This is a genomic window from Shewanella chilikensis, assembly GCF_002836945.1.
Taxonomy (GTDB): domain Bacteria; phylum Pseudomonadota; class Gammaproteobacteria; order Enterobacterales; family Shewanellaceae; genus Shewanella; species Shewanella chilikensis.
The window spans coordinates 1-17,574 of the sequence record NZ_NIJM01000072.1 but is presented as its reverse complement, the minus strand read 5'-3'; the positions used below and the strand labels follow the sequence as shown (position 1 = coordinate 17,574).

General features: G+C 52.4%; 16 protein-coding genes and 1 tRNA gene. 14 read left to right on the top strand and 3 right to left on the bottom strand.

What is annotated here, in order from left to right; translation table 11 throughout:
* Positions 1 to 90 precede the first annotated feature (90 nt).
* Positions 91 to 166: transfer RNA gene (locus tag CX651_RS18635), tRNA-Ala, on the top strand.
* 375 nt (positions 167 to 541) lie between these two features.
* Here CX651_RS18635 and CX651_RS18630 read toward each other — a convergent pair.
* Entirely contained in the window at positions 542 to 2,383 is a 1,842-nt protein-coding gene (locus CX651_RS18630) for an ABC transporter ATP-binding protein (RefSeq protein WP_101057506.1), read from the bottom strand.
* Between the two features lie 377 nt (positions 2,384 to 2,760).
* Between CX651_RS18630 and CX651_RS18625 the strand changes: the two genes are divergently transcribed.
* The 7 genes from CX651_RS18625 (at position 2,761) to CX651_RS18595 (ending at position 10,179) form a co-directional block, all read left to right on the top strand.
* Entirely contained in the window at positions 2,761 to 4,329 is a 1,569-nt protein-coding gene (locus tag CX651_RS18625) for a DNA-3-methyladenine glycosylase 2 family protein (RefSeq protein WP_101057504.1), read from the top strand.
* A gap of 106 nt (positions 4,330 to 4,435) precedes the next feature.
* The gene (locus CX651_RS18620) at positions 4,436 to 5,005 is read left to right on the top strand and encodes a methylated-DNA--[protein]-cysteine S-methyltransferase (RefSeq protein ID WP_229839818.1); all 570 of its coding nucleotides are present in this window, start codon (positions 4,436 to 4,438) and stop codon (positions 5,003 to 5,005) included.
* An 88-nt stretch (positions 5,006 to 5,093) separates the two neighbouring features.
* The gene (locus CX651_RS18615; protein ID WP_101057503.1) at positions 5,094 to 5,555 is read left to right on the top strand and encodes a dual specificity protein phosphatase family protein; all 462 of its coding nucleotides are present in this window, start codon (positions 5,094 to 5,096) and stop codon (positions 5,553 to 5,555) included.
* An 84-nt stretch (positions 5,556 to 5,639) separates the two neighbouring features.
* Complete coding sequence (locus tag CX651_RS18610; RefSeq protein ID WP_101057501.1) at positions 5,640 to 7,157, top strand: phospholipase D family protein; 1,518 nt, start codon at positions 5,640 to 5,642, stop codon at positions 7,155 to 7,157.
* 75 nt (positions 7,158 to 7,232) lie between these two features.
* The gene (locus tag CX651_RS18605) at positions 7,233 to 8,129 is read left to right on the top strand and encodes a chemotaxis protein (protein WP_101057499.1); all 897 of its coding nucleotides are present in this window, start codon (positions 7,233 to 7,235) and stop codon (positions 8,127 to 8,129) included.
* Positions 8,130 to 8,270: 141 nt separating this feature from the next.
* The gene (sstT, locus tag CX651_RS18600) at positions 8,271 to 9,491 is read left to right on the top strand and encodes a serine/threonine transporter SstT (protein ID WP_101057497.1); all 1,221 of its coding nucleotides are present in this window, start codon (positions 8,271 to 8,273) and stop codon (positions 9,489 to 9,491) included.
* A 352-nt stretch (positions 9,492 to 9,843) separates the two neighbouring features.
* The gene (locus CX651_RS18595) at positions 9,844 to 10,179 is read left to right on the top strand and encodes a hypothetical protein (protein ID WP_223828843.1); all 336 of its coding nucleotides are present in this window, start codon (positions 9,844 to 9,846) and stop codon (positions 10,177 to 10,179) included.
* 97 nt (positions 10,180 to 10,276) lie between these two features.
* On the opposite strand, the gene CX651_RS18590 is transcribed toward CX651_RS18595, so the two are convergent.
* Together CX651_RS18590 and CX651_RS18585 are read right to left on the bottom strand one after the other, a co-directional pair.
* Complete coding sequence (locus tag CX651_RS18590; RefSeq protein ID WP_101057495.1) at positions 10,277 to 10,930, bottom strand: RluA family pseudouridine synthase; 654 nt, start codon at positions 10,928 to 10,930, stop codon at positions 10,277 to 10,279.
* A 99-nt stretch (positions 10,931 to 11,029) separates the two neighbouring features.
* Positions 11,030 to 11,623 carry an acyl carrier protein phosphodiesterase gene (locus CX651_RS18585; protein WP_028781043.1) on the bottom strand — a complete coding sequence of 198 codons (594 nt, stop codon included), beginning with the start codon at positions 11,621 to 11,623 and terminating at the stop codon, positions 11,030 to 11,032.
* A gap of 146 nt (positions 11,624 to 11,769) precedes the next feature.
* On the opposite strand from CX651_RS18585, the gene CX651_RS19915 reads away from it, so the two are divergent.
* The 6 genes from CX651_RS19915 to secF all read left to right on the top strand — a co-directional run bounded on the left by CX651_RS19915 (position 11,770) and on the right by secF (position 17,489).
* The gene (locus tag CX651_RS19915) at positions 11,770 to 11,931 is read left to right on the top strand and encodes a hypothetical protein (protein ID WP_156019312.1); all 162 of its coding nucleotides are present in this window, start codon (positions 11,770 to 11,772) and stop codon (positions 11,929 to 11,931) included.
* A 58-nt stretch (positions 11,932 to 11,989) separates the two neighbouring features.
* On the top strand, positions 11,990 to 13,027 hold the full coding sequence (gene queA, locus CX651_RS18580; RefSeq protein WP_044734801.1) for a tRNA preQ1(34) S-adenosylmethionine ribosyltransferase-isomerase QueA: 1,038 nt from the start codon (positions 11,990 to 11,992) through the stop codon (positions 13,025 to 13,027).
* 149 nt (positions 13,028 to 13,176) lie between these two features.
* A complete protein-coding gene (tgt, locus tag CX651_RS18575) occupies positions 13,177 to 14,301 on the top strand; it encodes a tRNA guanosine(34) transglycosylase Tgt (RefSeq protein WP_028781041.1) in 1,125 nt (374 codons plus the stop codon).
* 28 nt (positions 14,302 to 14,329) lie between these two features.
* On the top strand, positions 14,330 to 14,662 hold the full coding sequence (yajC, locus tag CX651_RS18570) for a preprotein translocase subunit YajC (RefSeq protein WP_025011473.1): 333 nt from the start codon (positions 14,330 to 14,332) through the stop codon (positions 14,660 to 14,662).
* A gap of 17 nt (positions 14,663 to 14,679) precedes the next feature.
* Positions 14,680 to 16,530, top strand: a complete 1,851-nt coding sequence (gene secD / locus CX651_RS18565; protein ID WP_101057493.1) for a protein translocase subunit SecD — start codon at positions 14,680 to 14,682, stop codon at positions 16,528 to 16,530.
* Between the two features lie 11 nt (positions 16,531 to 16,541).
* Complete coding sequence (secF, locus tag CX651_RS18560; RefSeq protein WP_101057491.1) at positions 16,542 to 17,489, top strand: protein translocase subunit SecF; 948 nt, start codon at positions 16,542 to 16,544, stop codon at positions 17,487 to 17,489.
* Positions 17,490 to 17,574: the final 85 nt, after the last annotated feature.

Below are 17,574 nucleotides of genomic sequence, written 5' to 3'. Positions count from 1 at the left end.
AGGACACCGCCCTTTCACGGCGGTAACAGGGGTTCGAATCCCCTAGGGGATGCCACATTTTTCGCGAGATTTTGTTTTTGACAGAATTTCGGGGCTATAGCTCAGCTGGGAGAGCGCTTGCATGGCATGCAAGAGGTCGACGGTTCGATCCCGTCTAGCTCCACCAAAGATTCTCCTTCAAGAGAAACACTAACCACCTTAGGGTGGTTTTTTGTTATCTGTCCTTCAACGTTTGCTTCCTATCGAAAACAGCACTCTCTAACCCCGAATGGGATTGTTAGAGTATTTATCCAACCATGTATCTAGAAGTGTCCCCAAAATGCAGCTCTTATTGGGCTCAGGTCTTATTAACCGATACGCCAGATTGTTTTGCCCCGATACCCATTGAGTGACTACTTGAATAAAAAGTCGTTACTTGAGTAACCAAGTCACAGTTAGTCAAGGTGAGTGCTTCTTTATATGGAAGGCTTAAAAAAACAGGAAGCCGCGATGGCTTCCTGGAGTGTTGTTCTATGCCGAAAAGCAGGGCGGTAAAGATATCTCAGTCTACACCGATAAAACCGCCTGTTTGGTGAGCCCACAGCTGAGCGTAAATTCCTTTGCTGCGGATCAGTTCCTGATGGCTACCTTGTTCGACCACTTTGCCCTGATCCAGCACTATCAATCTATCCATGGCGGCTATGGTTGATAGCCTGTGAGCGATAGCGATAACGGTTTTTCCTTCCATCAATTGATAGAGGCTTTCCTGAATTGCCGCTTCCACTTCCGAGTCGAGTGCCGAGGTGGCTTCATCCAGGATCAGGATTGGCGCATCTTTCAATAACACCCTGGCGATGGCAATACGCTGCCTTTGACCGCCGGATAATTTGACACCCCGTTCACCCACCTGGGCATCCAGCCCGGTATTCCCCGACGGATCTGTCAAAGAGGCGATAAACTCACTGGCCTGGGCCTTGATGATCGCCTGCTCCAGTTCCTCTTTAGTGGCATCGGGACGACCATAAAGAATATTTTCTCTGATGGACCTGTGCAGCAAGGAGGTATCCTGAGTCACCATGCCTATCTGTGAGCGCAGCGAATCCTGGGAGACTTTACGTATATCCTGACCATCTATCAGAATTCTTCCCTTTTCCACATCATGAAAACGCATCAGCAGATTGACCAAGGTGGACTTACCGGCACCCGAGCGCCCCACCAGACCGACTTTTTCACCTGGCTTAATCTGTAAATCCAGGCCTTCCAGCACGCCGCTCTGTTCTCCATAGTGAAAGCTGACCTTATCGAAATCGATTTGCCCTTGCTCAACTAAAATGGCTTTGGCATCTTCGGCATCCAGAATGCGGGTGGGTTTGGACAGGGTGCTCATACCATCGGCCACTGTCCCTATATTTTCAAACAGTGAGCTGATTTCCCACATTATCCATTGCGACATGCCGTTGAGGCGCAGAGCCAAACTGACGGCAATCGCTATGGCGCCGACACTGATGGCACTGTCGCTCCAGAGCCAGATGGATACGGCGGCTACGCTAAAGGCCAGGAAATAGTTCAGCAGCTGCACACTGACATTAATTCCGGTGACCAGGCGCATCTGCCGGTGCACGGTATCCAGGAAGGTTTTCATGCTCGACTGAGCGTATTCGGCTTCCTGCTGGGTGTGGGAGAAAAGTTTGACCGTGGCAATATTGGTGTAACTGTCGACGATTCGACCCGTCATGGTTGAGCGGGCATCGGCCTGCTCGGTAGACACGGCTTTCAGCTTGGGCACGAAATACCACAGCAGGCCGATATAGATGGCAAGCCATGCCAACATGGGCAGCATCAAGCGCATATCGGCACTGGCTATCATCACCAACATGGAGGTGAAATACACCATTATGTAGACCAGCACGTCCAAGAGTTTCATCACGGTTTCCCGCACCGCCAGAGAGGTTTGCATCACCTTGGTGGCTATGCGGCCGGCAAAGTCGTCCTGATAGAAGGAAACACTCTGTTTCAACAGGTATTTGTGCGCCAGCCAGCGGATAGCCATCGGATAGTTGCCCAGCAGACTTTGGTAGACAATCAAGGCGTGCAGCAAGATGAGTACAGGCAAGAGCACGAGTACCAGCAAGGTCATGCCGAGTAGTTTGAGTCCTTCATCCTGCAGCAGGGTTTGTGGATCCTTGTCTACCAGCCAGTCAACCAATTGGCCCATAAAGCCAAACAGTGACACTTCCAGCATGGCCAGAATCGCGGTCAATATTGACATCAATATCAGCGGTCGCTCGAACCCTTTGGTGTAGTGGCGGCAAAAAGCATAGAGCCCTTTGGGTGGCGGAGACGGTTCTATATCCGGCAGTGGATCCGTCCAGCGTTCAAAGCGGGAAAATAACGTCTTTATCATGGGCTTCTCTTGGCAAACTGTTATGGGCGATATATCTCTTGGCAAAGATTGATCCTTGCCCGGTTATGCGAGCAGACACAGGGCCTTGCGGATCAGGAGTGATTTTTATTCAAACCGTTCCAGCATAACCAATTTTTACCGGCAGGGCAGCTATTAATCAGCAACAACGGCTTGGATTTCGGGAGGATGCGAATAAGTCCTCGTGCGGGGCTCTTTTTGTAGAGAGTGGCCTGGTGTTCAAGGTGTCTGACTGAAGGCATGCAGGCGCGTGTCGAAGTTGGACTTATCTAACCTCGGGGTTAAGTTCCGTTTTCCGCTGGTTTCACCTGTGTTCGCGGGGTAACCTGCATTCAGGATACCCCGCAATAGCGAAACAGATGATGACGATTTTTACCGAGCTCAGCACCGACACCTGTCGCCGGGCGAGACTTAGCCGCGATCCCAGGTTTGATGGCCGCTTCTTTATCGGGGTGAAGACGACGGGTATCTATTGCCGGCCTATCTGTCCGGCAGTGGCGCCAAAAGAGGAAAATGTCGAATACTTTTTCTCGGCCGCCGCCGCGGCAAATCAAGGTTTGCGCCCCTGTTTGCGTTGTCGTCCGGAAAGTGCCCCAGGCTCCTGTGCTTGGAAAGGCACGAGAACCACGCTGGAGCGGGCAGTAACCCTGATAGAGCAGGGCGCCTTGAGCGGCGAGTCGGCGAAAGGTGTCGAGCACTTGGCACAGCGCCTCGGGATCAGCAGTCGTTATCTGCGCAAGCTGTTTGTCGAAGCGTTGGGCCTGTCTCCCAAGCAATACGCTGCGTTTCAGCAGTTGATGTTTGCCAAGCAGCTGCTGCACCAAACCCGGCTCCCTATCACGCAGGTGGCTTTGGCTGCGGGATACACGAGCATTCGTCGCTTCAACGAAGTGTTTCAGAGTCAGCTGCAGCTTACCCCGTCGGCGCTCAGACGCAGCGCTGATACGCAAATGGACGACAGTAACAGGATGCAACTGTTTTTGAGTTACCGGCCGCCATATGCCTGGCAAGCGTTGCTTGATTTCTATCGCCTGCGGGCGGTAACAGGAATGGAGTGGTTTGAACTTAATGGCCGTCAGGGCTATGGTCGCAGCCTGTTACTCAACAGCGACAAAGGCGGGTTCAAAGCTTGGTTTTTTGCCGAGTTGCAGGCCTCGCAAAATAGAGTCGCAGTTACCCTGGCATTGGAAGAGGGCGCCGAGCTTAGCTTGTTGCCGGTATTGGTCAATCGGATAAGAAGGATATTGGATCTCGACGCTGATATGCAGCAGGTTGAGCAAGTGTTGCAACCTATCACACTGGCAGACTCCACCTTTGGTTGGGAGCCGGGGCTGAGGCTACCGGCAGCAGGCTCTCTGTTTGAAGCCGGTGTGCGGGCTGTTCTGGGCCAGCAGGTCAGCGTTACCCAAGCCACAAAACTGTTGGGGCAGTTGGTGGCAGCCAGAGGTGAGAGGCGAGTTATCGCCGGGCGGGAAATTAGCTTCTTTCCCGAGCCCGAAAGCATGTTGGCGGCGGACTTTGACGAGTTGAAAATGCCCGCAAGCAGAAAGACGGCATTGGCTGAGTTGGCGCGTTTTCAGCTTGAGCATGGTGATACCGAGCCCGAGGCTTGGCTCAGTTTGAAAGGGATTGGCCCTTGGACCATAGCCTACGCCAGAATGCGCGGGTTGTCGGATCCTGATGTGTTGCTCGGCGGCGACTTGATAATCCGTAAGCGTCTGCTCACGCTGCTTGGTGAAACGGCAATCTCGACCGAGGTTAACGGGAACTTGGCTCAAATTAACCCGGATTCGGCTACACAAGGTGCAGTTGCTCAGCACAAAGGCAAGAAAAGTGCGGCCCATTACCAAGCGTTACTGCAAGGTGTTACTGAAGCCGCGTCGCCCTGGGGCAGTTATCTTACTCTGCAACTTTGGCAGTCGGCATAGAACCCATTAATAGCAATGAATGAAGAGCTCGGATATGGGTTGCAAAGGTGACAGGCATCAGAGTCAAACACCTATTCAAAAGCCATAAAATCAAGGGATTAATCCTATGAATACACAAGATAAACCGAGCTTGGCCGTATCGCTGAGTAAAGAGTGGCCAGCAGCAGAATTGCTGCCGGTGGCGGAGCTCATCATGGATTCGGCTGTGGGCCGGCTATGGCTTGCTGCGGGGCCTCATGGGCTGTCCCACCTGTCGGTTTTGACAGGGGATGACAGAGAGCGCCGGATAACGCTGGTGAGCGCGAGTGCAGCGCAAAAGGCGCGGGCTGAGGTGATATTGGCGCAGACCAAGAGCCAGCTCCTGGAGTATTTTGCCGGAGCCAGACAGGTCTTCGAGCTGCCGTTGGCTCCCAAGGGGACACGCTTCCAACGTACCGTTTGGCAGGCGTTGGTGGGGTTGCCCTATGGCAGTTTTACCAGTTACGGTGAGCTGGCCGTAAAAATTGATAACCCGAAAGCGGTCCGCGCTGTCGGCACTGCCAATGGTGCCAACCCGATAGCGATCATCGTGCCTTGTCACAGAGTCATAGGCAAGGATGGCAGGTTGACCGGCTATGCTTGGGGGCTCGCCATGAAGCAGCAATTGCTGAACTTGGAAGCTGGCCGCCCCAGTTAACCTTTTTGGCATAAATCAACGAAATTCTCTATCGATTTGGGGTATTCTGAAGCCAAGCAAAAGTTGCGTATTACTGAGGAAAACACAGATGCAACCACTCTTTTGGTTGGAAGAGGGAGAGTTGGCAGGAAGCCGGGGGCCAGTAGGCCAGAACTGGGATTTCGATGAGCTGCAGCGCTCCGGGATAGGCGCTGTTCTTTCCTTGGCTGATAATGTGGCGGCCTATTGGCCTCAGTCGCAATTTGAGTTTGCCTGTATCCCTTTACCTAGTGGAGAAGCACCGCTGGATGCCGATTTGCGGCGCTGCGTCGAGCAGTTACCCAAGGCGCTCGACTTTATCCAGCGCCAGCGTGCAGCCGGGCTAGGGGTATTGGTACATTGTGAGTCGGGGCAAAACCGAACCTGCCTGTTGTTGGCCTACTACTTGATGGAGCATGGCGTGGCGCCGCTGCATGCCGTTGCCCGTATTCGTGCGGTGGCCGATGCGGCCTTTGATTCCCATGGTTGGGACCAGTTTGTGTTCGATGTGCTCTATGCTTTGCAGGAATAACATGCGAAAGCCGGAGGCGGGAATGCTGGATCCCGGAACGAATTAATGCTTGAATACTCTTCACTATTTCGAAGAATATTCAAAATGTTGCCACAGTTTGGAATATTGCTGGTTCTTTTGTCCTTGCTTAGCGCTTGCAGTTCGGCACCGACACGGGATCCCGCTTACAGCGACTCCAGCTATCTGGCAACGCCGGAGAGTTCTGTCTTGCTGGATTATCTGGAACCTCAATTGTCCGTCCACCCATCGCAGACGGGCGTACTACCCTTGGCTGAAGGTGTCGATGCCTTCATTGCCAGGTTGGCGCTTATCCGCAGTGCCCAGAGCAGTATCGATCTGCAGTATTATATCTATCGGGCCGATGAAACCGGTAAAACCTTGGTTTGGCAACTATTGGAAGCTGCTGAGCGCGGGGTGCGGGTGAGGCTGTTGCTGGATGATACTACCAGCGCGCCGCTCGAATCTGGGCTGGCGGCCTTGAATCATCATCCCAATATTCAGGTTCGCCTCTATAACCCAGTTTATTCCCGCACCTTCAGAGGCATGTCCTGGTTGTTCGGTTTTGCCCGTTTGAACCACAGAATGCACAATAAGTCGCTGACAGTGGACAATATGGTCTCAGTGGTGGGGGGGCGCAATATAGGCAATGAGTATTTTTCCGCTAACGATGAACTTGAGTTCGGTGACTTTGACTTGCTTACCATAGGCGAGGCGATACCTGTTATCTCTGAACAGTTTGATCTTTATTGGAATGCACCGCTGACTATTCCGCTTGAGCAACTGCTGCCCAAGCGTATGACCCGGGAAAAACTGTTGCAGGCCGATGCCAAGATGCGGCAGGAGCAGCAGGCGATGCAGGATCATCCTTATTATCAACGCTTGTTACAGAGTCAGTTGATCGCCAATATGAAGCAGCAGCAACTCGACTGGTATTGGGGCGAAGCCAAGGTGTTGTTCGATCCGCCCGATAAGCTGCGCAGTGCCGAGCCCGAAAGTTGGATGCTGGCTGATATCGGTCGTTTTCTGTCCCAGGTTGAAAACAACATACTGATCATCTCGCCTTATTTTGTGCCCACATCCAAAGGGGCCGATGCTCTGGCACAGGCGGTAGCCAATGGTATTGAGGTTACTGTGGTGACCAATAGCCTGGCTGCTACAGATGTAGTGGCCGTGCATGGCGGCTACAAGAAGTATCGTCGGCAACTGCTGGAAGCCGGTGTCAGGCTCTATGAGGTGAAGGCCGATCCCGCTCATAAGCCGTCGGCATGGCGTGGCAGTTCACGCACCAGTTTGCATGCCAAAACCTTTGTGTTGGACGATGAAGAGGTGTTTGTTGGCTCATTCAACTTTGATCCCCGCTCTGCCTGGATCAATACTGAAATGGGAATTTTGCTACATCAGCCCAAGTTGGCTGAACATATTCAGCAGCAACTGGGCGGCGCCTTACTGCGTAATGCTTACCGATTGGCGCTGGAGGAGGATGAGCTGGTGTGGCATGACGATGCCAAACAAGAGGTGTTCTATAACGAGCCCGCCGCCGGTTTCTGGCGCCGCCTCAGTGCCGATATTCTCAGCCTTTTGCCTATTGAATCGCAATTGTGAATTGCAGCTGGCCACCAAGATCCCTGGCCTGTGTTATCCTGAAGCGTTTAACTTATTGTCTGTAATGGTGTTGTTATGAAGAGTAAGGCCAATCAATCTCAGGGACTGCTGCTGTTTCATCTGTCGGCAAGCCAGCTGTTTGCTATAGGTACCCTGAAGATCCGAGAGTTGGTGCCTTATATGCCACTAAACCAGATCCCCCAATCTCATCCGGCTGTGATGGGGGCGGTAAACTTCAGAGGACATACCATTCCTGTGGTGGATATGGCGGCGGCCGTTGGTTATCGCCCGGTCACGGCAGAGGAGCGCAAGAGCTGTTTTATTATCATCACAGATTGCCAGCGGATGGAGATTGGCTTTCTGGTTCGCGGTATAGACAAGATCCTCGAATGTAACTGGCGTGATATTGAATCACCGCCGGATAACCTGGGACGCAATGCCTATCTCACCGGAGTGACCCGTTACGACAATAAGCTGGTGCAGCTGCTGGATGTTGAGTTGCTGCTGTCAAAGATTTTCCCGATTGCGGCTCAGAGTGTGGCCACGCTGACCGATGTACAAAGGGAAAGGTTGAAACCACTGCGGATCTTGCTGGTGGACGACTCCAAAGTAGCCAGAAAGCAACTGTCCGATGCGCTGGACTCCATAAATATCCCCTATGAAGTCACCTCAAACGGTGCTCAGGCTTTGGCTATCATGGAAAAGGCTGCGGCCGAAAAACGCCCTGTGGATCTCCTGGTGAGCGATATCGAAATGCCGGGGCTGGATGGTTATGAACTCGCTTTTGAGGTGAGAGACAAACCGGCACTCGCCGGCGCATATATTATTCTGCATACCTCGCTTTCCAGTGAAATCAGCGTTAGTCAGGCGCACCAGGTGGGTGCCAACGAAGCTCTGACCAAGTTCGATGCCCACGAACTTATTGATGCCATGCTCAGAGGCGCGCAAATTGCACAAGATAGTCAAAAATGACATTGCTGTTGCCAAAATGCGTTTTCAGGGTTATCCAGACGACACAAATAGGCTTCAAAGCTAGACATTAGTGGTTTCATCCGCTAAAAACGTAACTCCTGTGGCACTGGTGCCAGAAAGATAATAAATACAGGTCAGGCAATGAACCAATTTTCTTTACTTTTGGCCCGATTGGCCAAGAGCAGTCTTGTACTGCAAATCCTTTTGGGGATCATCGCGGGCATGGGGCTCGCACACTTTGCTCCGGAATGGGCAAAGAGCGTTTCTTTCCTTGGAGATCTTTTTGTCGGCGCGCTTAAGGCGATAGCGCCGATCCTGGTATTTCTGCTGGTGGCGGCATCGATTGCCAATCAGAAGAAAAATACCAAGAGCAATATGCGGCCAATTATCGCTCTGTACCTGTTCGGTACTTTTGCCTCGGCACTTACAGCTGTGGTAATGAGCTTTATGTTTCCCACCACACTCAAGCTCAGGGCGCCTGAACAGTTATTGTCGCCGCCGCAAGGTATTCTGGAAGTTCTCAATACCCTGTTGTTCAAATTGGTCGACAACCCAGTCAATGCTCTGATGAATGCCAACTATATCGGTATTCTGGCTTGGGGTATTGGTCTTGGGCTGGCACTGCATCATTCCAGTGACTCGACCAAACAGGTATTTGCCGATGTCAGTCATGGGATCTCACAGATGGTGCGCTTTATTATCCGCTTGGCGCCGATAGGCATTTTCGGTCTGGTGGCCGTGACCTTTGCCGAGAGCGGTTTTGAGGAAGTGTACAATTATGGCCGTCTGCTCGGCGTTTTACTGGGAAGTATGGCTATTATAGCCCTGGTTGTGAATCCGCTCTTGGTATTCTTCAAGACAAGACGCAATCCTTACCCTCTGGTGTTCGCTTGTCTGAGAGAGAGTGGCGTAACCGCCTTCTTTACCCGTTCGAGCGCCGCCAATATTCCGGTGAACATGGCCTTGTGTGAGCGCCTCAAACTGCATAAAGATACCTATTCGGTTTCTATTCCTCTGGGGGCCACTATCAACATGGGCGGCGCGGCAATTACCATTACCGTACTGACCCTGGCAGCTGTGCATACCACAGGAACCAGTGTCGACTTGCCTACCGCTTTGCTGTTGAGCCTGGTGGCCGCTGTGTCGGCTTGTGGTGCCTCCGGGGTAGCCGGTGGTTCACTGCTGCTTATCCCTCTGGCTTGTAGCTTGTTTGGCATCAGCGACAGCATCGCCATTCAGGTGGTGGCTGTTGGCTTTGTTATTGGGGTCATTCAGGATGCGGCCGAAACTGCGCTGAACTCTTCCACTGATGTGTTGTTTACCGCGGCAGTCTGCCAGGCCGAAGAGCGCAAGCTAAGCTAACATTGTTGAAGATAAAGGGCGGCCTCGGGGCCGCCCTTTGTTTTTGGCCCCATTTGCCATGGTGTGACCGTTTAAACGGCCGACGGGAAGGGCATTGTGTGAGTCATTTCATAAATTGCTTAAATTAGCTGCAACAAGTGATCTTGATCACACTTTTATTTTTTCACTGGGCTACACTGCGCACATTAGAGAGATTTCATTCTAACTTATTGGTTTTTAATGATTTGGAATCAAATTTTTCACTTTTCTGTTACTTTTGGCCGGGTAAAGGGGCACTATGAGTTCTATGCTTAATGTCATGCATTTGGGGTCAGCCAAAGAGGCTGGGCTGACATGGTTTAAGGGTATGGATATGTCTGGAGTAGAAAAGCGCAAGCGTCTGCACCGACAGAACGAACAACAGCGAGAATTTCTTGGTTGTTGGCAGGATAGTCGCCCCGGCAGTGGTGAAGAACTGACCCTGTATCGTGAAGGTGGCAAGCTGTTTTTGGAAACCTGGTTCAGCGATGGTTGCCACAGCGTGGATGAGATGAGGTCCAAACAGACCAATGCCGGTTTATGTCTGGAAGATATGGGTGGTAACCTGTTTGGTGAGTACTTTATTTTAACCGCAGAGGGCAAGCTGCAGTTTTGCACCGAAGGAGGCGATAGCTTCAGTCTGGAACCCAAATCTGTGATGAGTGCCTGATAGCAGTCTGATTAAGTCTTGAAAAGAAAACGCCCGCTAAGCGGGCGTTTTCTTTAGCTGTTTTTTCTAAGGCTTTCTTTATCAAGCCTTGCAGGGGTCAGAAAGGTGACAGGCTGACAAAATGCATCTCGGCGCCCGAGTAAGGGTGGCAAAATGCCAGGCTGGCAGCATGCAGACAGAGCCGCGGACGGGCATTTTCAATCTCACTCCCACCATAGAAATCATCCCCTAAAATCGGATGCCCCAATGCGAGCATGTGGACTCTGAGCTGGTGAGTCCGGCCGGTTTCCGGTTGCAATGCCACCAGGCTGGAATCTTCACGGCGCTCAAGCACCTTGTAGTGAGTGACCGCTCTCTTACCTTGCTCCGAGACTTGCTGCAGAGGCGGATTGGCCTTATCCGCTGCCAGTGGCAAGTCGATAACACCGGCTGGCTGTTCAAGATATCCTGCCACCTCGGCCACATACAGTTTATCGCTTTGCCGCTCTTGAAACTGAGTCTTGAGACTGGACTCGGCGGCCTTGTTGCGGGCGAAAACCATGATCCCTGAGGTGGCGCAGTCCAGCCTGTGCACCAATATGGTTTCCGGATACAGGCGTTGCAAGCGGGTGAGGGCGCAGTCATGGGTTACGGCGGCGCGACCAGGGTTGGACAACAGCCCGGATGGCTTGTTGATGATGATAATATCGCGATCCAGATAGCGGATATCGAGCCAGGGCAGGGCCGGTGGGCGGTACTCAAAAACTTGCATGAACTCTCCTTCGTGAAGGCGCAATTCTAACAAAGCCATAGGCCCGGCAAAAGTGGCTTTGTGGGTTCACCGAACGTGGCAGCTGGCATTTTGCCTCAATCAGAGAAATTCTGCCGGGGTCTTTCTGGCCCATATCCGGCTGTAAGCCATCAATTGCGGGTAAAAGGTTCGAAAGGCGATTTCAATTTCGGTATCGAGTTTTTGCAGCGCCTGTTGGGCACCGTTGAACAACTCAGGTTTTGAAAGGCGACGACTCACACCTGTCACTGCACTGTTGAGTCCCTGGCGGCTTTGATAACTCAATAGCCAATTCTGCTGTTCCATCACAGGCGCCAGTTTGGTTAAGCCTTCGGGTAGGGAGGGAGTTTGCCTTAGGCTCTCGTAGGCCTTGTTGCAAAAGGCAGCTAAAGGTTGATGATGATATTCCTCCCAGTATTTGGCCAGCATATGGTCAAAGGCCAAATCCATCAGTACAGGCGCCACTCTGGCAAGTGGCTTGGGGAAAGTACGCACTAACTCGCGGGTTAACTCGTGGCTATCGGTCAACTTGTCTATCTGTCTGTGGAGCCAGAGCCCTTGTTGCAAATGTTTGGGAAACTGTTGGATATTGCCTTTGGCAAAGTCGCCGGCGAGATTGGCGCCGAGAGAGGTTTGGCTGATATCGGCCAGATGCAGGTGTGCAAGGAAGTTCATATTGGCTACTGGGTGTCGAATTCGCCCTCAAGTTACCATGACAAGCCGGCAAATGAAAACAGTCTCTGGCGCCTCGATGAAAGTTCTCTTTTTGCTCAGTGAAATAAGATGCTACGCTTAGCGTTCGGTGACGCAGAGGATCAAGGATGATGTGGGACTGGTTCAATAAACTTATCAACAAAACGCCCCGGCCCCAGAGACGCAGGGTCGAGGTGGACATTCCATTCGAGCAACTCGAATATCGGCGCGAGCCCTTCGATGACAACAAGCCCATTGCCGAAACGGCAAACGAACCGCTGGAGCCTTGATCTTAACGCCTCAAATCCCTAGACTAGCCGCCGTTTCCAGCTAAGCCGAGGCTCATTCATGCGTGTAGCAGACTTTTCTTTCGATCTTCCAGAGGAACTGATTGCCAAGTTCCCTATGGAGAAACGCAGTGCGTCCAGATTATTGACTCTGGATGGTAACAGCGGGGCCCTTAGCGACTGCCGCTTCACCGAATTGTTGAACCTGGTTCAGCCAGGCGATCTCATGGTATTCAACAATACCCGGGTTATTCCGGCGCGCCTGTTCGGGCAGAAGGCAACCGGCGGTAAGCTGGAAATCCTGGTGGAGCGGATGCTGGATGATAAGCGGGTGCTTGCCCATGTGCGCAGCTCCAAGTCGCCGAAAGAAGGCAGTGAAATTTTACTCGATGGCGGCTTCAAGATGTTGATGATAGCGCGTCACGATGCGCTGTTTGAACTTGAACTGGTATCCGGTCCGAGTGTGCTCGAAGTGCTTGAGCAGGTAGGCCATATGCCGTTGCCACCCTATATAGACCGTCCCGATGAAGATGCCGACAAAGAGCGCTATCAGACAGTTTATAACCAAACCCCGGGTGCGGTTGCGGCGCCGACAGCCGGTTTGCACTTTGATGACAATATGTTGGCCGAGCTGAAAGCCAAAGGCGTGGATATTGCCTTTGTGACCCTGCATGTTGGCGCCGGTACTTTTCAGCCGGTGAGGGTCGATAACGTGCTGGAACACAAGATGCATTCTGAGTGGGCCGAAGTGCCGGCCGAGGTGGTGACAAAAATCCACAACACCAAGGCGGCCGGGAAACGGGTGATCGCGGTTGGCACCACTTCGGTGCGCTCGCTCGAGAGCGCAGCCCGCGCCAGTGAAGGCGAATTGCAGGCCTTCAAAGGGGATACCGACATTTTCATCTATCCCGGATATGAGTTTCAGGTAGTGGATGCCATGGTCACCAACTTCCACCTGCCGGAGTCGACGCTCATCATGTTGGTCAGTGCTTTTGCCGGCTTTGATGAGGTGATGAACGCCTATCGGCACGCGATTGCCGAAAAATACCGCTTTTTCAGTTACGGTGATGCCATGTTTGTGACTAAAAAAGCTCACTGATTATGACTTTTGTTTTAAAATACCCGCCTCAATGAGCGGGTATTTTGTCTTAAGGGTGAACCTTTTGCCTTTTTGACCCTCTGTTGTCTATACGCTGCGGCCTAAGTCCGCGTAATTAAGGTCAGACTGTTTCTCTGACGAGGTAAATCATGAAATTTGAATTGGATACAACTGATGGCCGCGCACGCCGGGGCCGATTGATTTTTGACCGTGGCACTGTCGAAACCCCGGCTTTTATGCCGGTTGGAACTTACGGCACTGTGAAGGGGATGACTCCGGAAGAAGTGCGCGCCACCGGAGCCGATATTCTGCTTGGGAACACTTTCCACCTCTGGCTGCGCCCAGGTGAAGAGATCATGCGTAAGCATGGTGACCTGCACGATTTCATGAACTGGCAACGGCCGATTCTTACCGACTCGGGTGGTTTCCAGGTTTTCAGTCTCGGTGATATCCGCAAGATCACCGAAGAAGGGGTGCATTTCCGCTCGCCCATTAACGGCGAAAAGATTTTCATGGATGCCGAGAAGTCGATGCAGATCCAATATTCGCTCGGCTCGGATGTGGTGATGATTTTCGATGAGTGCACGCCGTATCCGGCCACTCATGACGAAGCCCGCAAGTCGATGCAGATGTCACTGCGCTGGGCAAAACGTTCACGGGATGAGTTCGACCGCCTGGAAAACCCCAACTCACTGTTCGGGATTATTCAGGGCAGTGTCTATGAAGATCTGCGTGATGAAAGCCTCAAGGGCTTGTTGGAAATAGGTTTTGACGGCTATGCCGTCGGCGGCTTGGCTGTAGGGGAACCCAAGGCGGACATGCACAGAGTACTGGAGCATGTTTGTCCGCAGATCCCAACAGACAAGCCCCGTTATTTGATGGGGGTAGGCAAACCGGAGGATCTGGTTGAAGGCGTACGTCGCGGTATCGACATGTTTGACTGTGTGATGCCAACCCGTAATGCCCGCAACGGCCACCTGTTTGTCACAGAAGGTGTTATCAAGATCCGCAACGCGCGGCATCGTGACGACACATCACCGCTGGATCCGGAATGTGACTGCTACACCTGTAAGAACTACTCACGGGCGTATCTGTACCATCTGGACCGCTGTAATGAAATTCTCGGGGCCCGTCTCAATACCATACATAACCTGCGTTACTACCAAAGGTTAATGGAAGGTTTGCGCGGCGCCATTGAGACAGGTACATTAGACGCCTTTGTGAAGGACTTCTATGGTCGTCAAGGCCGTGAAGTACCTGAATTGGTGGATTGATTTTATTTGCTGATAAGAAGAGAAAAATATGTTTATTTCAAATGCTTACGCTAGTGCAGCCGGTGCTCCTCAGTCTGGCGGTACCATGGAATTGGTGTTCATGCTGGTGATCTTCGGTCTGATCTTCTATTTCATGATCTTCCGTCCTCAGTCCAAGCGTGTTAAAGAGCACAAAAATCTGATGGCGTCCCTGGGTAAGGGCGACGAAGTCCTGACCAGCGGTGGCATCATAGGCAAAATTGCCAAGATCAGCGACGAGAATGATTATGTTCTGCTGAGCCTGAATGACAGCACCCAGATCACCATCAAAAAAGATTATATCGCGGCGGTATTGCCAAAAGGCTCTATCCAGTCGCTATAAGCCAAGGGGGCTGAGGCGTGTTAAATAAGTATCCTTTATGGAAGAACCTGATGGTGGTGATTATCATCGCCATCGGGGCTTTCTATGCCGTACCTAACCTCTTTGGTGAGGATCACGCGGTACAAGTGGTGGGCACCCGCGGTGCGGATGTGACTGTCACTACCCAGACACAGATTAACGACTTGCTGCAAAGCAAGGGGATAGGTGTCAAGCGTTCCGAGTTGGAAAACGGTCAGTTACTCGTCAGAGTCAACAATGCCGAACAGCAGTTGTTGGCCAAAGAAGCGATAGCCGAAGCCTTGGGTGACAAGTTCAGCGTGGCGTTGAACCTGGCACCGGCGACACCGGCCTGGCTCGAGTCACTCGGTGGTTCACCGATGAAACTGGGTCTTGACCTTCGTGGTGGCGTGCACTTCCTGATGGAAGTGGACATGGGCGAAGCCATCCGCAAGATGGAAGAAGCCAAGATCGCCGATTTCCGCAGTCAGCTGCGGGAAGAGGGGATCCGCTACTCGGGTGTCAAGGCTACGGCCAAAGGTATTGAGATCAAGTTCCGCGATGCCGAAAATCTGGCTAAAGCCGAGAGCTTCCTGAAGAGTCGCTCCAACGATATGGTGTTCAGCGACGCCAGCGAGGGTAATAACTTTGCCCTGATGGCCACCATGAGCGAAGTTTACCTCAAGCAGGTGAAAGAAGATGCTCTGTCGCAGAACATCACCACTATTCGTAACCGGGTGAACGAACTTGGGGTTGCCGAACCTGTAGTACAACGTCAAGGCGCCGAGCGCATTATCGTTGAACTGCCGGGGGTACAGGATACAGCTCGCGCCAAAGAGATCCTCGGGGCGACCGCTTCCATTGAATTCCATATGGTCGATGAGAAAGCCGACATGAACGCGGCGCAATCGGGCCGGGTTCCGCCTGGCTCTGAGGTGTATCCACGTCGTGAAGGCGGTATTGCGGTATTGAAGAAAGAAGTGATGCTGACCGGTGATCATATTACCGGTGCTCAGCCAAGCTTCGATCAATACAGCCGGCCTCAGGTGAGTATCAGCCTGGACGCCAAGGGCGGTAATATCTTCTCCAACGTGACCAAAGATAACATCGGCAAGCCGATGGCGACCCTGTTCATTGAGTATAAAGACAGTGGTAAGCGTAACCCAGATGGCAGCGTGAAGATGGATAAGATAGAGGAAGTGATCTCTGTCGCGACCATTCAGGCTCGCCTCGGCCGTAACTTTGTTATCACGGGTCTGTCTCACGGTGAAGCCCAGAATCTGGCGTTGCTGCTGCGTGCCGGCGCACTGATTGCACCTGTATCCATAGTGGAAGAACGTACCATAGGTCCAAGCCTGGGTGCCGAAAACATTGAAAATGGTATGCAGGCGATGCTCTGGGGTATGGCTGTGGTATTGATCTTTATGCTGATCTACTACCGAGCCTTTGGTGTTATCGCCAACCTGGCGCTGTGTGCCAACCTGATCATGGTCGTGGGTGTGATGTCGATGATCCCGGGCGCAGTGCTGACGTTGCCGGGTATCGCCGGTATGGTGCTGACTGTGGGTATGGCGGTGGATGGCAACGTGCTTATCTACGAACGTATCCGTGAAGAGCTTCGCGCAGGTCGCAGTGTTCAGCAGGCTATTCATGAAGGTTATGGTAATGCGTTCTCCACCATTGCCGATGCCAACATTACTACCTTCATCACCGCGCTTATCCTGTTCGCAGTGGGTAGCGGCGCGATTAAAGGCTTCGCCGTGACCTTGATGATAGGTATCGCGACATCCATGTTTACCGCTATTGTCGGCACCCGGGCGATTGTAAACGCCATGTGGGGCGGCAAGCGCGTGAAGAAACTGTCGATCTGAGGAAGCTGATTATGTTGCAGATTTTATCATTTAAAGGCTCTATCAACTTCCTGCGTCATGCTCTGCCCATCAGTATTATGTCGGTAGTGTTGGTCGTGGCTTCTCTGACATCCCTGGCAACCAAGGGGATCAATTGGGGGCTGGATTTTACCGGTGGCACCTCTGTCATCATGGAGTTCAGCAAACCTGCTAACCTGGACGAGCTGCGTCTTGCCCTCGATACCGAACTGACCTCGGGGGCCGTGGTGCAAAACTTCGGTTCCAGCCGCGATGTGGTAGTGCGTCTGCAGGTGCGCGAAGACATCAAGAGCGACCTCCAGGTTAAGGAAGTTTTTGCCGCTGCAGCCAAGCAAGACCCGGCTGTGCAGCAAAAGAGTGTGGAGTTTGTCGGCCCTCAGGTCGGTAAGGAATTGGCAGAGCAGGGCGGCCTGGCAGTATTGGTTGCGCTTATCTGTATTCTTATCTACGTCTCTTTCCGGTTTGAATGGCGTCTGGCCATGGGTTCGGTCGCCGCACTGGCGCACGACGTGATAGTGACTCTGGGCTTGTTCTCCTTCCTGCAGTTGGAGTTCGACTTGACGGTACTGGCAGGTTTGCTGACCGTGGTGGGGTACTCACTCAACGATACTATTGTGGTGTTTGACCGTATCCGTGAGAACTTCCTCAAGATGCGTAAGGCAACACCTGTGGAAGTGGTGAATACCTCAATCACTCAGACCATGAGCCGTACCATTATCACCACAGGGACCACGCTTATTACTGTGGTTGCGCTGTTCCTCAAGGGCGGCACTCTGATCCACGGCTTTGCCACGGCATTGCTGATGGGGATTTTGGTAGGTACCTACTCCTCCATCTATGTGGCGAGCTTCCTGGCAATTAAGCTTGGGATCAACCGCGAACATATGATGCCGGTAGAAGTGGAGAAGGAAGGCGCCGATCAGCACTCCATTATGCCCTGATAAACCGGGTAGAAAATAGCCACCTGCGGGTAATGCCGATCAGTTAAGACAGATCGCTTGACGATCTCACTGAAAGGATCAAAAT

Bases quoted from the DNA above. Each gene is read 5' to 3' on its own strand.
- secF (WP_101057491.1), top strand. From the start codon at position 16,542: ATGTTGCAGATTTTATCATTTAAAGGCTCTATCAACTTCCTGCGTCAT.
- CX651_RS18605 (WP_101057499.1), top strand. From the start codon at position 7,233: ATGAAGAGTAAGGCCAATCAATCTCAGGGACTGCTGCTGTTTCATCTG.
- CX651_RS18610 (WP_101057501.1), top strand. From the start codon at position 5,640: ATGTTGCCACAGTTTGGAATATTGCTGGTTCTTTTGTCCTTGCTTAGC.
- sstT (WP_101057497.1), top strand. From the start codon at position 8,271: ATGAACCAATTTTCTTTACTTTTGGCCCGATTGGCCAAGAGCAGTCTT.
- CX651_RS18585 (WP_028781043.1), bottom strand. From the start codon at position 11,623: ATGAACTTCCTTGCACACCTGCATCTGGCCGATATCAGCCAAACCTCT.
- queA (WP_044734801.1), top strand. From the start codon at position 11,990: ATGCGTGTAGCAGACTTTTCTTTCGATCTTCCAGAGGAACTGATTGCC.
- yajC (WP_025011473.1), top strand. From the start codon at position 14,330: ATGTTTATTTCAAATGCTTACGCTAGTGCAGCCGGTGCTCCTCAGTCT.
- CX651_RS18620 (WP_229839818.1), top strand. From the start codon at position 4,436: ATGAATACACAAGATAAACCGAGCTTGGCCGTATCGCTGAGTAAAGAG.
- CX651_RS19915 (WP_156019312.1), top strand. From the start codon at position 11,770: ATGATGTGGGACTGGTTCAATAAACTTATCAACAAAACGCCCCGGCCC.
- CX651_RS18615 (WP_101057503.1), top strand. From the start codon at position 5,094: ATGCAACCACTCTTTTGGTTGGAAGAGGGAGAGTTGGCAGGAAGCCGG.
- CX651_RS18625 (WP_101057504.1), top strand. From the start codon at position 2,761: ATGATGACGATTTTTACCGAGCTCAGCACCGACACCTGTCGCCGGGCG.
- CX651_RS18630 (WP_101057506.1), bottom strand. From the start codon at position 2,383: ATGATAAAGACGTTATTTTCCCGCTTTGAACGCTGGACGGATCCACTG.
- CX651_RS18595 (WP_223828843.1), top strand. From the start codon at position 9,844: ATGTCTGGAGTAGAAAAGCGCAAGCGTCTGCACCGACAGAACGAACAA.
- tgt (WP_028781041.1), top strand. From the start codon at position 13,177: ATGAAATTTGAATTGGATACAACTGATGGCCGCGCACGCCGGGGCCGA.
- CX651_RS18590 (WP_101057495.1), bottom strand. From the start codon at position 10,930: ATGCAAGTTTTTGAGTACCGCCCACCGGCCCTGCCCTGGCTCGATATC.